Annotated in this window: 15 protein-coding genes; 10 read left to right on the forward strand and 5 right to left on the reverse strand. The window is 68.0% G+C overall.

All coding sequences use genetic code 11. From position 1 onward, the window contains the following. Positions 1 to 22: 22 nt before the first annotated feature. On the reverse strand, positions 23 to 1,021 hold the full coding sequence (locus tag A5767_RS16615) for a ketoacyl-ACP synthase III family protein (RefSeq protein ID WP_064852734.1): 999 nt from the start codon (positions 1,019 to 1,021) through the stop codon (positions 23 to 25). Beyond that, positions 1,018 to 2,334 carry a cytochrome P450 gene (locus A5767_RS16620; protein WP_230809775.1) on the reverse strand — a complete coding sequence of 439 codons (1,317 nt, stop codon included), beginning with the start codon at positions 2,332 to 2,334 and terminating at the stop codon, positions 1,018 to 1,020. Before A5767_RS16620 ends, A5767_RS16615 begins: the two co-directional genes overlap by 4 nt. Positions 2,335 to 2,533: 199 nt before the next feature. On the opposite strand from A5767_RS16620, the gene A5767_RS16625 reads away from it, so the two are divergent. Beyond that, positions 2,534 to 3,811 (forward strand): FAD-dependent monooxygenase, encoded by a 1,278-nt coding sequence (locus A5767_RS16625; RefSeq protein ID WP_064852735.1) that lies wholly within the window; start codon positions 2,534 to 2,536, stop codon positions 3,809 to 3,811. A gap of 53 nt (positions 3,812 to 3,864) precedes the next feature. On the opposite strand, the gene A5767_RS16630 is transcribed toward A5767_RS16625, so the two are convergent. From A5767_RS16630 to A5767_RS16640, 3 genes are read right to left on the reverse strand one after another with little or no spacing between them, the layout of a single operon-like run. Further along, positions 3,865 to 4,545 carry a DUF2332 family protein gene (locus A5767_RS16630; protein ID WP_064852736.1) on the reverse strand — a complete coding sequence of 227 codons (681 nt, stop codon included), beginning with the start codon at positions 4,543 to 4,545 and terminating at the stop codon, positions 3,865 to 3,867. Between the two features lie 6 nt (positions 4,546 to 4,551). Beyond that, positions 4,552 to 4,761, reverse strand: a complete 210-nt coding sequence (locus A5767_RS16635; RefSeq protein ID WP_060652022.1) for a hypothetical protein — start codon at positions 4,759 to 4,761, stop codon at positions 4,552 to 4,554. A gap of 12 nt (positions 4,762 to 4,773) precedes the next feature. Next, a complete protein-coding gene (locus A5767_RS16640; RefSeq protein WP_064852737.1) occupies positions 4,774 to 5,664 on the reverse strand; it encodes an SPFH domain-containing protein in 891 nt (296 codons plus the stop codon). 131 nt (positions 5,665 to 5,795) lie between these two features. On the opposite strand from A5767_RS16640, the gene A5767_RS16645 reads away from it, so the two are divergent. From A5767_RS16645 to A5767_RS16685, 9 genes are all read left to right on the forward strand, one after another. Next, positions 5,796 to 6,926, forward strand: coding sequence for an NAD(P)-binding domain-containing protein (locus tag A5767_RS16645; RefSeq protein WP_064852738.1), 1,131 nt, complete (start codon positions 5,796 to 5,798; stop codon positions 6,924 to 6,926). Next, entirely contained in the window at positions 6,923 to 7,996 is a 1,074-nt protein-coding gene (locus tag A5767_RS16650; RefSeq protein ID WP_033096767.1) for a S1C family serine protease, read from the forward strand. Before A5767_RS16645 ends, A5767_RS16650 begins: the two co-directional genes overlap by 4 nt. 117 nt (positions 7,997 to 8,113) lie before the next feature. Beyond that, on the forward strand, positions 8,114 to 9,463 hold the full coding sequence (locus A5767_RS16655) for an MFS transporter (RefSeq protein WP_064852739.1): 1,350 nt from the start codon (positions 8,114 to 8,116) through the stop codon (positions 9,461 to 9,463). Between the two features lie 68 nt (positions 9,464 to 9,531). Continuing rightward, a complete protein-coding gene (locus A5767_RS16660) occupies positions 9,532 to 11,169 on the forward strand; it encodes an ABC-F family ATP-binding cassette domain-containing protein (RefSeq protein WP_064852740.1) in 1,638 nt (545 codons plus the stop codon). Continuing rightward, on the forward strand, positions 11,170 to 11,547 hold the full coding sequence (locus A5767_RS16665) for an RNA-binding S4 domain-containing protein (RefSeq protein ID WP_006551630.1): 378 nt from the start codon (positions 11,170 to 11,172) through the stop codon (positions 11,545 to 11,547). Between the two features lie 69 nt (positions 11,548 to 11,616). Then, entirely contained in the window at positions 11,617 to 11,889 is a 273-nt protein-coding gene (locus A5767_RS16670) for a helix-turn-helix transcriptional regulator (protein ID WP_033096769.1), read from the forward strand. A 1-nt stretch (position 11,890) separates the two neighbouring features. Beyond that, positions 11,891 to 12,427, forward strand: a complete 537-nt coding sequence (locus A5767_RS16675) for a hypothetical protein (RefSeq protein ID WP_064852741.1) — start codon at positions 11,891 to 11,893, stop codon at positions 12,425 to 12,427. Further along, positions 12,424 to 13,314, forward strand: coding sequence for an ABC transporter ATP-binding protein (locus tag A5767_RS16680; RefSeq protein ID WP_006551633.1), 891 nt, complete (start codon positions 12,424 to 12,426; stop codon positions 13,312 to 13,314). The genes A5767_RS16675 and A5767_RS16680 overlap by 4 nt, the downstream gene beginning before the upstream one ends. Beyond that, positions 13,311 to 14,504, forward strand: coding sequence for an ABC transporter permease (locus A5767_RS16685; protein ID WP_039587530.1), 1,194 nt, complete (start codon positions 13,311 to 13,313; stop codon positions 14,502 to 14,504). The genes A5767_RS16680 and A5767_RS16685 overlap by 4 nt, the downstream gene beginning before the upstream one ends. Positions 14,505 to 14,546: the final 42 nt, after the last annotated feature.

Here is a 14,546-nt window from a genome sequence, read left to right on the forward strand (position 1 = left end):
CCGCAACCGTTCGTTCCTCTTCTCAACCTCGGAATTCGAGGACCGCAGATGTGCACGTGAAGCCTGCACCGCCCCCGACGAGCAGGATCCGGTCCCCCGGCTCGAGACCGCCCTCGGCGCACATGCGCTCGAGGCCCACGAATTGGTCTCCGGCCCCCAGATGCCCCATCTGCCTGGCGAACCGCCAGTTCGTACGATTGATGTCGACAGGTATGAGAGCCTGAAGTTGCCAGTCCAGCTTGGTTTTCCCCACCGCAGGGACGATCACCCGAGTCATATCGCCGATCTCCGATTCGGCGTCCGCCAGGGCCCGGCCGACGGAAGTCGTCACCGCGTCGACGAGTCTGCCTGCCGCCGCACGCATCCCACCCGTCGAGATGAAGTAGTCGAAGCGCGCACCGATGTCGATCGTCGTCGTGCTCGGACACGTCGCGAACTGCGGTCCGCGCACCACCTTCTCGAGATCGTTGGCTGCTTCCGTGTGCGTCGAGACGAGTTCGAACTTCCCACCGGTCGACGACAGCACCACAGCACCTGCACCGTCCCCGTAGACGACACCGGATTCGGTTCGCCACCGGTCGACGGGGCCACCATCGAAGCGGTCGGCCGTCGTGAGCAGGATGTGGCCGTTCACAGAGGGCAACAGAGCGGCGGCGAGTTCGAGCCCACTCAGTCCGACATTGCACTGCTGTTGCAGGTCGAAGGCACGTGCACCCGGACGGGCGGCGTGCGCTGCCACGTAGGAGGCCGCGGGCCACATGTCGACACCCTGGAACCAGATACCGCTGTGGAAGACGATGTCGATGTCGTTCGAATCGATCCCGGCATCGGTGACAGCCTTCCCGGCGGCCTCGACTGCCATCTGCGGCGGGACCAGCTCGCGCTCGATGCTCGCACCCTCGAAACCGTCGGCCTCACGCGATTCCTCGCTGTAGAGCCCCTGGTCGACCGCAGAGGAGGTCGTCACGGAGCTCGGCACGTACGCTCCGACACCGGCGACGAACGTGTTGTTCCATTTCATGGGGCTTCTCCTGAAGTCGAACGGGTGGATTCCGATAGCGGTCGGGAGGGCACTGCTCGGGCAGCATCGGCATCCCAGGTCACCGGAAGAGACGACACGCCGTTGACGAGCAGCCCTTCCGGTCGGGGCACGTCGGCCGCGGGGATCGCGAGCGCCAGTCCGGGAAGACGACGCAGGATCTCGTTGAAGGACACCCGAAGCTCGGCGCGGGCAAGCGCCGCGCCGATGCAGAAGTGCGGACCGTGGCTGAAGGACAGATGCGGGACGTCCTTTCTTTCCAGATCGAGGTGTTCCGCTCCGGGATATCGATTCTCATCGCGGTTCGCTGCGATGAGGCTCGGCAGAACAGCACTTCCCGCAGGGATCCTCACGCCCGAGAGTTCCACATCCTCCGCCGCGATCCGGAGCAACCCTTCCGTTCCCGGACCGAACAAGCGGAGGAGTTCCTCGACCGCGGTGTCGACGATTTCGGGTCGGGAACGGAGCAGTTCCGCAGCGGCAGGATCCAACATGAGCGCGAACACACCGTTGGCGATCATGTTGACGGTGGTCTCGTGTCCGGCGACCAGGAGACTGACCCCGAGGAAGGTCAGTTCAAGTTCCGAGATCGCACCTTTCGCGTCGTTCTGCACGACCAGGTCGCTGAGGATGTCGTCCTGCGGGTTTGCACGCTTGCTCGCGATGAGCTCGGTGAGGTAGACGAACAACGCCCCCTGCGCTTGTTGAACTTGCTCTGCGGTGTATTCCGCGGTTGTGGTGGCGAGGAATGCGCGCGACCATGCTCCGAACTGTTCCCGATCGCTCATCGGCACACCGAGCAGTTCGCAGATTACCTGGACGGGCAGTCGACTTGCGAACATCTCGACGAGATCCGCGGTCGGACCGGCTTCGATCATCTCGTCGAGGTACTGCTCGACGAGACCGGTGACGTGCGGCTCGAGTACGGCGACGCGGCGGGAGGTGAACGTCCCCGAAATCATCTTGCGTACCCGGTTGTGGTCGGGAGGGTCCATATTGAGGAGGGTCGGGAAGTTCTGCGGGGCCGGCCCGAGGCGAGGCGCTCCTTCGGCCAGGGTGGCGGCACGTGAGAAGCGGGGATCGGACAGAACCGTCCTCACGTCGTCGTATCGCGTGACGAGGTAGGCGCGATCACCCGACGGCATCTGCACCCGTCCGACCGCCTCATGTTCCTGGATCTCGCGGTATTCACGCGCGACACCCATCGCCGACGGGCGATCGAACGGATAGCTGTACGGACATCGCCCCGTATGCTCGCTCGTGTCGCCGGTCGATTCTGCTGCTGTCGAAGTCACTGGTTCCCTTTCCTGCATGCTGCGGCGATCGGAACTCGACGGTAAAGAGAGACAGTCTGTGGGACAACCGGATTCAGCAATACTTTAGGAATTCCCACAGCGGTTCGAAACGGTCGCTTCAGACGCGTGCCCCCCAGGAGTTTCGGGCGTATTCCTAGGCTTCTCACCGAACGTGTCGATCACACCGAAAGAGCAGCCGATGACGGAAATCTCCGAACGCCCCGAGCAGTACGACGTGGTCGTCGCCGGTGCAGGTCCGGCCGGAATGATGACAGGATTGTGCCTGGCGCTCCAAGGCGTCGCGGTTGCGGTTCTCGAGACAGCTCCCTCTGCCGCCCGCACGTTCCGTGGTGAGTCGATCTCCCCCGACTCGGTGACCGCGCTCCGGCGCCTCGGGGTACTCGATCAGCTGCCGGCCGATCGCACGATGCCGGTGTCGGGCATACGAATTGTCGATGCCGGCCAGGAGGTACTCACCGTCCGCTTCTCCGAACTCGCAGACGCTGAGGAGAGCCCTCTGGAGATCCCGCAGGATTCGCTACTCGACGCCATCGACGCTGCCGCTGCACGGTTTCCGTCATTTCGGCTGATTCGAGGCGCATCGGTTCAGGAGCTGATTCGTCGCGGACCACGCATCGTGGGGGTGCGCTACCGGATCGGAGAGGACGAGAACACGATCACCGCACGGGTGGTGGTCGCCGCGGACGGACGGTACGGCAAGCTGGGTGCTGCGGCCGGCCTCGTATCCCGTAAGCAGCCGATGCGCCGGGATTTCTTGTGGTTCAAGGTGGACCCACCTGCGGGATGGGATCTGACCCGCTACCAGGTCCACCTCGCCGACGACGCCCACGTGATGTGCATACCGACAGTTCCGGGGATCCTCCGGCTCGGCGTGAACATCCCTCCCGGAGGCCTGAGCAGGATCCGCAAGGCCGGTCTGCCGTCCTTGTACAGCAGCGTCGCCCGGATAGTCCCGGACCTCGGCGAGGCAACAGAACACTCCGTCCGAACGTGGCGTGATACGTCGATGCTCGAGATCTTCAGCAGCCGATGCCCCCGATGGAGCATCCCCGGCCTGGTCCTCGTCGGCGACGCGGCGCACACCCTCACACCGGTCCTGGCCCAGGGGGTCAATCACGCGATTCTCGATGCGGTCGTTCTGGGGGATCAGCTCGGGCCGGCACTCCGCGCCGAGGAGTCCGACATCTTCGTCGACGAGCGGTGCAGAATCTTCCAGGAACTGCGCGAACCCCACGTGGATCAGGCACGAGCACTGCAGTTCCGGCAGGAGAGTGCGTTCGCGCAGTCCGGCGCATTACCCACACTTGCCCGGCGTTCGCTGTACCGCACGATCGACCGGCTACCCGTCACGAAGAATGCCATCTGGGGTCGCTTGTACTACAGCCTGGCCGGCGGCCGAAATCCCGCCGCAGAGGCCTTGGACCGCCTGGTCGCGCGGATACCGCAAACGGTGTGACGCCGCACCGCCGAACGGCGTTCGCGGCATACGAATCGGCGGCACCACAAGAATCAGGGGAACCAATCGAGCATCCGTCCCCGCGACCAGCAGCGGCCGACTGCATCCACGTGCTGCTCGGATCCGCGGTACACGGCCACGCCCACGATGCTGTGGCCGGAGGCCGGACGGTCACCGAGCGTCGGGACCGACGGTGCGGCGCCGACCCCCTCGGCCGACACCCACGCGACCGTCCGTCCCGCGGCCGCCTCGCGAAGACTGTCGACGAACGACGGGCGCCGCGGAATTGCCAGGCGCGACAACGCCCAGGTCGTCGTCACGACGGGCAGAGCACCCTCGGGTACCGCCGCGATCCCCTCGGGCAGCAGTTCCACGACGTCGCCGCAGAACCGGACGGGCGGATCCTCGGCGAGCAGGGCGTCCTCGACGTCGGGCCGGCGCCGCGTCACGGCGACGCGCGCGACCACCGGAGGCATCGCCCGGTCGGGAACCGTCCCGCCGTGGACGATCGAACAGCTCTCCTGCACAGGAGAATCCGGGTCACCCAGGAACACCCCGTCGCTGTAGGTAATGCCCACGCGGTCGACGCACAGGTTCAGCGCCGCGGGGCGCCCCACGTCGATCAGGCCGATCGCGGTCGCCCCCGCGCGGTGGGCCGCTTCGGCGATCGCCGGGTGGAGCACTGCGTAGCGTCCCGCCTCGTCGACGGCGGCCCTCCTCGGAGGATCTGCCATGTCAGCTCACTCCTCGTCGTCGGCATCGGCGCGCGGACGACCGGGCCCGCGTATGCGCCCCACCTCGCGCGGCATCCGGCCGGCCTCGGTGAGGGCCCGCCGGAGCAGGAACTCGATCTGGGCGTTGGTGCTGCGCAACTCGTCGGCAGCCCACCGCGCGAGCGCGTCGTGGACTGCCGGGTCGAGGCGCAGCAGCACCTTCTTACGTTCGGCCATGCCGCATGATCCCTACTGGTACAGCGATCCCGTGTTGAGGACGGGCTGAGCACTCTGGTCTCCACACAACACGACGAGGAGATTCGAGACCATCGCGGCCTTGCGTTCCTCGTCGAGCTCGACGGTGTGCTCGGCCTCGAGGCGGGCCAGGGCGGTGCCGACCATCGAGACGGCGCCTTTGACGATCTGCTCGCGGGCGGCGATGACGGCGCCGGCCTGCTGACGTCGCAGCATCGCCTGGGCGATCTCGGGTGCGTAGGCGAGCTGGTTGATGCGGGTCTCGATGACGCGGATACCGGCGGACTGCACGCGGTCGTGGACCTCGGCCGAGAGCTTGGTGGTGATCTCGTCGGCGTTCTGACGCAGCGACATCACTTCCGGCGCAGCGTCGTACGGGTACGAGCCGGCGATGTGACGGACCGCGGCCTCGGTCTGCACGGCGACGAACTCCTCGAAGTCGTCGACGTCGAAGACGGCGCGCGCGGTGTCCTCGACCTGCCACACGATGACCGCCGATATCTCGATGGGGTTGCCGTCGGCGTCGTTGACCTTGGCTCTGCCCGTCTCGTGGTTGCGGATGCGGGTGGAGATCTTGCGGCGGGTGTTGAGCGGGTTCATCCAGCGCAGACCGGGTTCGCGCAGGGTGCCGGTGTACGAGCTGCCGAGGAGCTGGAGGACGCGGGCCTCGTTCGGTTCGACGAGGACGAGTCCGGCGAGCGGCACGAGGGCGAGCACCACGATGACGGCGCCGACGATGATCAGCGGGACCGTGACATCCACCGCTCCCCAGCCGATCAGCCCGGCGCCGACGGCGATTGCGACCAGAGCGGCGATCAGCACCGGCCAGCCGTTGGACGAGGGGCCCGGCCGCTCGACGGTCACGGGCGACTGCACGACATCCATGTTACTACCTCCCAGAGTCAAAGCGATATTAAAGTGATATCACATTTCTACGGCTGCGGACAGCGTTCCTTCCGCGCACCGGCCGCGATCGCGGCATGATGAAGGACAACGATCCGAGAGGGAGGCTCGCGATGCTCGCCGACGAGGCACTCGATGCGGCCGAGGTACAGACCGCCGATGCGACGCCGGTCGACATCGTCGTGATCGGCGCCGGGCAGGCCGGCCTGTCGACCGCCTACTTCCTCACCCGCTTCGGAGTCGCACCCGAAACAGGATTCGTCGTCCTCGACCGCTCATTCGGCCCCGGCGGGGCATGGCAGGACCGCTGGCCATCACTGACACTGAGCACCGTCAACGGCGTCCACGACCTGCCCGGCCTCGCGTTCGCGGACGTCGTCGACACCTCCGCGGGCGAGGTTCCGGCAGCCTCTGCGGTACCGCAGTACTACGCCGCCTACGAGAAGGAGTTCGACCTTCCCGTCCACCGCCCCACCACCGTGCGGGTCGTGTGCGACCGCGGCGAGCGACTGCGGGTCGAGACCGAATCGGCCGTCTACGCGGCACGCGGCATCATCAACGCGACCGGCACCTGGGAGCGCCCCTTCGTCCCCTGGTATCCCGGCGCCGCGCGGTTCACCGGACGGCAGCTGCACACCAAGGACTACCGAACGGCCGAGGAGTTCACCGGGCAGCACGTGCTCGTCGTCGGTGGCGGCATCTCCGCGGTCCAGCTCCTCGACGAGATCTCCCGCGTCACCGAGACCACCTGGGTGACGCGACGCGAACCTGCTTGGAGCGAGGAACCTTTCACGGCCGAGCGCGGTCACGCCGCCGTCGCTCTCGTGGAGGATCGGGTACGACGCGGACTGCCACCCGGATCGGTCGTCTCCGTCACCGCGCTCCCGCTCACCCCGGCGCTTCGGGCCGCGCGCGAACGCGGCGCGCTGGAGCGGTCCCCGATGTTCTCCGAGATCACCGAGACCGGCGTCCGCTGGAGCGACGGCCGGACACTCGACGTCGATGTCATCCTGTGGTGCACCGGATTCCGGAGTTCCCTCGACCATCTCGCACCGCTGTCGTTGCGCAACGCCGGTGGCGGCATCACGATGGACGGCCGGCTCGCGACCCGCGTCGCGAAGGATCCGCGCATCCATCTCGTCGGCTACGGCCCGTCGGCGTCCACGATCGGAGCGAACCGCGCCGGTCGCGCCGCGGCCCGGGAACTGGTCGACCATCTCACCGGCGAGGTGCCGCAGCAGTGAGCGGGCGGGGCGGATCGGTGCTGCTGGTCGCGCTCGCGACCACCGCCAGTCTCGTCGCATCGGCACCGGCCCTGGTCGACGTCGCACTCCCTCCCCCACCGCCGGCGCCGGTCGCTCCTTCCCCGACACCGCTGACCGCCGACGAACTCACCGCGCGCACCCTGCCGGTCGTCGTGACGATCGACGCGAGCGCGGGATGGACGGGCATGACGGGCACCGGGATCGTGATCACCCCCGACGGCACGGTCGTCACGAACCATCATGTGGTGAGCGGAGCCACCGATATCAGCGCGGTGAGCGGCGCGGACGGTCTGATCTACGACGCGGAGGTCCTCGGCTACGACCGCGAGCGCGATCTCGCCGTCCTGCGGCTCGGCACCGCGAGCGATCTTCCGGCCGCCGCGATCGCCGAGGACCTGCCGCCGGTGGGCAGCCGGGTCACGGCCTTCGGCAATTCCCAGGGCGGTGGGGTCGTCGTGGCGACCCCCGGCACCATCGTCGAGTTCGACCGCAATGTGGTGGTGCGCGACGCCACGGACGGTTCACGTCACCGCCTCACCGGGATGATCCGCACCGATGCCCCGATCCGGCCGGGTGATTCCGGCGGGCCGCTCGTCGACGAGTACGGAACGGTCGTGGGGATCAACACCGCGGGTGCGGTGCAGCGGAACATCGACACCTCGCCCGATACGACCCCCGAGGCGTACGCCGTGCCCATCACCGAGGCGATCACCGTCGTCGAGCAGGTGCGGACGGGAGTGAGCGAAGGGTCGGTGCACGTGGGCCCGACGCCCCGGCTGGGCGCGAGCGTCACCACCGCCCGCAAGGACGGGCAGGATCTCGGGGCCGAGGTGCTGTGGGTGTCCTACGACAGTCCCGCCTATCACGCCGGTCTCGACGCCGGCGACGTCGTGGTGTCGTTCGACGGGGAGCGCGTCTCGTCGACCGGAGAACTCGAGGAACGTCTGCTCCGTCACCGTCCCGGCGACGTCGTGTCGATCGAGTGGACCACCGAGAACGACGAAAGGCGTTCCGCAGACATCGTTCTCGAAGTCGGACCCGCACGCTGACGGCGACGCTCACGGAAAAATCGGTTGATCGGTCACCCGGGGGGCGAAGACACTTGACCTCGAGTCGCCTCGAGGTCGCAAGATCTCATCGGACCGTCCGACGACCGGGGGAACGCGATGAGCAACCACACCGCATCACCGACGCACCGGCGTCCGCGCCTGGCGCGCGGACCCGTGCGGCCGTTCGCTCATCCGCAGTACCGCCTGCTGATCCTGGCGCTCGCCGCGGGACTGCTGTCCGTGGGCACCTGGCTCATCGCGGTGGTGTGGCAGGTCGTCGAGATGGGTGGCGGTCCGGCCGAACTGTCCTCGGTCGCAGTGGGGCCTGCCGTGGGCATGCTCCTCGTCGCACTTCTCGGGGGTGTGCTCGCCGATCGGATCCCGCAGCGCACCCTGCTCCTCGCGACGTACATCGTCCGGGCGGTGCTGGTCGCGGTGACGGCTGCGCTCGCCGTGAACGGATCGATCGCCTTCTGGCATCTCACCGTCGTGGGCTTCGCACTCGGGTTCGCCAACGGCGTCCAGTTCCCGGCCTATTCGGCGCTGTTGCCGTCCATCGTCCCGCCGCAGGACCTGCTCGCCGCCAACGGTGTCGAGGGTGTGCTCCGGCCGACGCTCGTGCAGGCGGCCGGTCCGGCGGCGGCGAGCGCCGTCGTGGCGGCCTCGTCCCCCGCCGTCGCCATGTGCACCGTCGCGCTCCTCGAGGTGGTCGGGGCATTGTGCATCCTCGCGATGCACCCGACCGTGGTCCGCTGCGACGACACGCGGACCGGAGGGTCGAGCGGATTCCGTTCCGTGCTCGACGATCTCGCGGAGGGTGTGCGGTTCACCGTGCGCACGCGATGGTTGCTCGGAACGCTCCTGTTCGGGTCCGTCGCGGTCTTCTGCGTGCTGGGACCGATCGAGGTGCTGATCCCGTTCGCGATCCGCGAGGCGACCGGGGGCGGGCCGTTGCAGCACGCGATGGTGATGGCCGGTTTCGGTGTCGGTGGGGCAGTCGGGTCGATGCTCGTGGCGTCGCTGCGGCTGCCGAGGCGCTATCTCACCGTCCCGCTTCTGATGTGGGGGCTGGGCTGCGTCCCCCTCGCCGTCATCGGGGTCTCCGGGTCGGTACCAATCATGATCGCCGCGGTGTTCGTCGTCGGCGCGCTGTTCAACGCCGGATCCGTCGTGTGGGGAACGCTGCTGCAACGGCGGGTGCCCGCGCACCTGCTCGGTCGGGTCTCGAGTCTCGACTTCTTCGTCTCGATCGTGTTCATGCCGCTGTCCATGGCCGTGGCCGGGCCGCTGGCCCTCACGGTCGGGCTCGCGCCGACCTTCGCGATCGCCGGGTTGGTGCCGGCCGTCGCCGCGGTGATCGTGATCGTCGCGGCCCGGACGGCGCGCGACGAGATCGACAATCCGCTCGATCTCGTCCCGGTGGACGGGCAGGACGAGGAGATCGTCCCCGCGGAGTGCCGGAGCTGACGAGTGGTTCCGTGGCACGGAGGACCCGCGCCGGAACCCGGCTCCACCTCGCCCGGGATACTCGGAGCGTGAGCGCAACACTTCGTATCAACGGCCTGTCGGCCTCCCGCGGGGAACGTGTCCTGTTCGACGGACTCGATCTCACCGTCGCACCCGGCGATGTGATCGGCCTCGTGGGGGCCAACGGCGCCGGGAAATCGACGCTGCTCACGACCCTCGCGGAGATCGGTGACGCCGATGTCACCGGCTCGGTGGTCCTCAGCCCGCCCGACGCCACCATCGGCTATCTCGCCCAGGAACCCGAACGGGTGCCGGGCGAGACGATCCTCGGTTTCCTCGCACGTCGCACGGGTGTCGCGGCGGCAGAACACGTCATGAACGCCGCTGCCGAGCGACTCGGCGACTCCGACGAGGACGAGTACACCCCGGCGCTCGAACGGTGGCTGGCGCTCGGCGGGGCCGACCTCGCCGAGCGCGCCGAGAAGGTGATCGACGACCTCGGCCTGGAAGCGGGCCTCGACGCTCCGATGACGGCGCTCTCCGGTGGCCAGGCCGCCCGCGCCGGGCTGGCGGCACTGCTGCTGTCGCGCTACGACGTGCTCCTGCTCGACGAACCGACGAACGACCTGGATCTGGCCGGCCTCGAACGACTCGAACGCTTCGTGGACGAGACACGCACGGCATTGGTGGTCGTCAGCCACGACCGCGAATTCCTCGCGCGCACGGTGACGGGCATCGTCGAACTCGATCCCGTGCAGCAGCAGATCTCGGTCTACGAGGGCGGGTACGAGGCGTATCTCGTCGAGCGCGAGGTGGCGCGCCGACACGCGCGCGAACAGTACGAGGAGTTCGCCGACACCAAGTCGCAGCTCGAGGAACGCGCCCGGATGCAACGCAACTGGCTCGAACACGGCGTCCGCAACGCGCGCCGCAAGTCCAAGGACAACGACAAGATCGGACGCAAGCACCGCGCGGAGGCCACCGAGAAGCAGGCGGCGAAGGCGCGTCAGACGCAGCGGCGCATCGAGCGGCTCGACGTCGTCGAGGAGCCGCGCAAGGAATGGGAACTGCGCATGTGCATCGCCGCCGCCCCGCGCAGCGGCACGGTGGTCGCGACCCTCGGCGAGGCCGTCGTCCAGCGGGGCGACTTCGTCCTCGGGCCGATCACCACGCAGGTCGAGTGGGGCGACCGCATCGTCGTCACCGGCCCGAACGGCGCCGGGAAGTCTACGCTGCTCCGGTTGCTGCTCGGCACGATCGAACCGGATACCGGTCGCGCGTCGCTGGGGTCGGGTGTTCTCGTCGGCGAGATCGATCAGGCCCGCAGCCTGTTCGAGGGGGACGAACCGCTGGTCGAGGCGTTCGGGCGCAACGTGCCCGACTGGCCGGACGCCGACGTGCGGACCCTGCTGGCGAAGTTCGCCCTCAAAGGGCACCACGTCCTGCGGACGGCGTCGTCGCTGTCGCCGGGCGAACGCACCCGCGCGGGACTCGCACTGCTGCAGGCACGCGGCGTCAATCTGCTGGTGCTCGACGAACCCACCAACCACCTGGATCTGCCGGCGATCGAGCAACTCGAGCAGGCCGTCGACAGTTTCGAGGGAACCCTGCTGCTGATCACGCACGATCGCCGCATGCTGGAGACCACACGGACGACACGTCGGTGGATGCTCGACGACGGGAAGCTGAGCGAGGAGTTGATGTAGATGGGTGGAAGCGTGCGCGTGGACAGCTGGACGTGGTCGGTCCGGCTGTTCAAGACCCGGTCCGCCGCGGCGAGCGCGTGCCGCGCCGGGCACGTCCGCGTCGACGGTGTGACGGCCAAGCCGTCGACGCCGGTGACGATCGGAGCCGAGGTCCGCGTACGCGCGCACGGAACGGAGAAGATCGTCGAGGTCACCCAGCTCGTGAACAAGCGCGTGGGTGCACCGATCGCCGCGACCGCCTACATCGATCACAGTCCCCCGCCTCCACCGAAGGAGATCCTCGCGGCGCTCCCCCGCCGCGACCGCGGGGCGGGCCGCCCGACGAAGAAGGAACGCCGCGAACTCGACCGTCTCCGCGGTTTCGCCGACGACGACTGACAACACTACGACATATCGATCCATCCTCACCCATTGACAAAGCGTTGGGTTTTCACAACACTTTGTTACATGAGTCCGGTACGTCGTGGGGAAGCTCTCCCCATCTACAACCGCATCCGCGTCCTGCGCGCGGAGCGTGGCATGAGCCGCGCACAACTGGCCGCGCTCATCGATGTGAACCCGCAGACCGTCGGAGCACTCGAACGCGGCGACCACTATCCGAGCCTCGATCTCGCCTTCCGCATCTGCGATGTCTTCGGACTACCGGTTGAAGCCGTCTTCTCCCGTACCGAGTTCACGCCGTTGTCGACCGAGCTGTACAAGCCTCGAAAGGAGGCCTGACGTGTCCACCGCCTCGCTGCTCGACCGTTACGAGCACTACCGCACCCGCCGGTTCCTCGAGAACGAGAAGCTCACCTCCGGGTGGCTGCCGAACTGGCGCACGCAACATCGCCGGCGCATCCTCGCCGGCACAGTCGTCGCACTCATCGGCGCCATGTTCGTGACCGCCGTCGCGTCGTACTTCACGATCGTGGCCTCCCTGGTGTGGCTGCCGATCGTTCTCGCGTTCCTTCCCGCGTGGACCTGCCTGCAGATCGTCTCGGGAAGGCAGTCCGACGCGCCCCGCCACGCCCTCGATGAACGCGAGATCGCCGAGCGCAACAGCGCCCGCTCGATCGGTCTGTCCGTGGCGCAGGGCCTGCTGATGATCCCGATTTTCGCGTTGCTGTGGAGCCCGGCGATCGACTCGATCGACCATCGGGCACTCGCCTATTCCGCAGGCGGATTCGCTCTCGCCTCGATACTGTTCAGCGGTTGCCTGCCCGCCGTTCTGCTCGCCTGGACCCGCCCCGACGACGATCCGGAGGACCTGCTGTGACACTGACGATCGACAATCTCTCGAAGCGCTACGGCGACACGGTCGCTCTCGACGGCGTGAGTTTCGAAGTCCGCCCCGGCGAATTGTTCGGTTTCGTCGGCAGCAACGGCGCCGGCAAGACCACCACTATGCGGATCACCCTCGGCGTCCTGGCCGCCGACTCCGGCGAGGTCCGCATCGACGGGAAGCCGGTCGACCTCGAGATGCGCCGCAACATCGGGTACATGCCCGAGGAACGCGGCCTGTATCCGAAGATGAAGGTCGGCAAGCAACTGTCCTATCTCGCTCGGCTGCACGGCCTTTCGAAGTCGGAGGCGTCGGAGGCGGTGCAACGGTGGACCGAACGGCTCGGCATCGCCGAACGTCTCGGCGACACCGTCGACGCCCTGTCGCTCGGCAACCAGCAGCGCGTGCAGCTCGCCGCGGCTCTCGTGCACGACCCGAAGGTCCTCGTCCTCGACGAGCCGTTCTCCGGCCTCGACCCGGTAGCCGTCGACGTCATGAGCGACGTCCTGCTCGAGAAGGCGAAAGATGGCGTGCCGGTGGTGTTCTCGAGCCACCAGCTCGACCTCGTCCAGCGCCTGTGCGACCGCGTGGGCATCATCGGCGCAGGTCGGATGCGCGCCGTGGGCACCGTCGACGACCTGCGGTCCAAGGGCGACGCGCTCCTCGTCGTCCACGCGCCGCAGGCACCCCGAGGCTGGGCGCACGGTCTGCCGGGCGTCACGCACGCCGAGTACGAGGACGAGCGCACCGTACTCACCGTCACCCCCGGCGCCGACGACCAGCTGATCCTCAAGGCGGCCCTGGCCACCGGCCCGGTCCACGAGTTCTCGCTCCGACGCCCATCCCTGACCGAGCTGTTCCGAGAGGTGGTTTCCGCATGAGCGCCCCGTTGAGCAACGCCCGCGCGGTCGGTCTCGTCGCGTCGCGCGAGTTCGTCACGCAGGTTCAGAAGAAGAGCTTCCTGATCAGCAACGCGATCATCCTCGTCGCGATCGTCGTCGGTATCGTCGCCACCTCGATCCTGTCCGGCGGCGACGACGACCGCCCCACCGTCGGAGTCGTGGGGGCGCCCGCGCTGCAGACGACGATCGAGTCGCTCGGCGAGACCGTCGGCACTCCGCTCGAGGTCTCCGACGTTCCCGACGCCGCCACCGCCCGCGAGCAGGTGTCCTCCGGCGATCTCGACGTCGCGCTCGTCCCCGGCGACGGCGCATCCGTCACAGCGATCACCGAATCGGAACTCGACACCGACGTCCGCGCGGTCGTCGAGGCCGCTGTCGTGCAGCAGGCCCAGGTCGCCGCGCTGACCGACCGCGGCGTCGATCCCGCCGCGGTCGCGGCCGACGTCTCGGCGGCGACCGTGACCGTCGACGCCCTCGACCCGCCGGACCCCGAACAGGGACAACGCATCATCCTCTCGATCATCGCGGTGATCCTGCTGTACATGCAGATCCTGATGTTCGGCATGTACGTCGCGATGGGTGTCGTCGAGGAGAAGTCCTCGCGTGTCGTCGAACTGCTGCTGTCCACGCTGCGTCCGCTGCAACTGCTGTGGGGCAAGATCCTCGGCATCGGCGCGGTCGGGCTCCTGCAACTCACCGCCTACGGCGCGGTCGGTGTCGGCACGGCGCTCGCCACCGACACCCTCACGATCACCGGCACCGCCCTCGGCGTGCTCGCCGGCACCCTCGGCTGGTTCGTCCTCGGCTTCGCGTTCTTCGCCGTCCTCTACGCGGCGGCGGGGTCGATGGTGTCGCGGCAGGAGGACGTCAATTCCACCTCGGGTCCGCTGGTGATGCTGATTCTCGCGATGTTCTTCGCGGCGTTCTCGTCGGTCGACGACCCCGAGGCCGGATGGAGCACCACGCTGAGCTGGATCCCGCCGTTCTCCGCGATCCTCATGCCGCTGCGCATCGCGGCGGGCGTGGCCACGCCGGTGCAGATCGTCGGCACCATCGTGCTGATGGTCGCCGCGATCGCGATGCTCAGTGTGATCGCCGCGCGCATCTACCAGCGGTCGATCCTGCGCATCGGCCGGACGGTCACGTGGAAGGAAGCGCTCGGCCGATAGCCGATCCCACAACGAGGGGGAGGATAGATGCGGTGTGTCGCA

The organism is Rhodococcus sp. 852002-51564_SCH6189132-a, from assembly GCF_001665495.1.
In the GTDB taxonomy this organism is placed as follows: domain Bacteria; phylum Actinomycetota; class Actinomycetes; order Mycobacteriales; family Mycobacteriaceae; genus Rhodococcus; species Rhodococcus pyridinivorans.

Excerpts from the sequence above, each read along its gene's own strand:
- A5767_RS16655 (WP_064852739.1), top strand. The coding sequence starts at position 8,114 with ATGAGCAACCACACCGCATCACCGACGCACCGGCGTCCGCGCCTGGCG.
- A5767_RS16685 (WP_039587530.1), top strand. The coding sequence starts at position 13,311 with ATGAGCGCCCCGTTGAGCAACGCCCGCGCGGTCGGTCTCGTCGCGTCG.
- A5767_RS16630 (WP_064852736.1), bottom strand. The coding sequence starts at position 4,545 with ATGGCAGATCCTCCGAGGAGGGCCGCCGTCGACGAGGCGGGACGCTAC.
- A5767_RS16670 (WP_033096769.1), top strand. The coding sequence starts at position 11,617 with ATGAGTCCGGTACGTCGTGGGGAAGCTCTCCCCATCTACAACCGCATC.
- A5767_RS16625 (WP_064852735.1), top strand. The coding sequence starts at position 2,534 with ATGACGGAAATCTCCGAACGCCCCGAGCAGTACGACGTGGTCGTCGCC.
- A5767_RS16665 (WP_006551630.1), top strand. The coding sequence starts at position 11,170 with ATGGGTGGAAGCGTGCGCGTGGACAGCTGGACGTGGTCGGTCCGGCTG.
- A5767_RS16615 (WP_064852734.1), bottom strand. The coding sequence starts at position 1,021 with ATGAAATGGAACAACACGTTCGTCGCCGGTGTCGGAGCGTACGTGCCG.
- A5767_RS16645 (WP_064852738.1), top strand. The coding sequence starts at position 5,796 with ATGCTCGCCGACGAGGCACTCGATGCGGCCGAGGTACAGACCGCCGAT.
- A5767_RS16640 (WP_064852737.1), bottom strand. The coding sequence starts at position 5,664 with ATGGATGTCGTGCAGTCGCCCGTGACCGTCGAGCGGCCGGGCCCCTCG.
- A5767_RS16635 (WP_060652022.1), bottom strand. The coding sequence starts at position 4,761 with ATGGCCGAACGTAAGAAGGTGCTGCTGCGCCTCGACCCGGCAGTCCAC.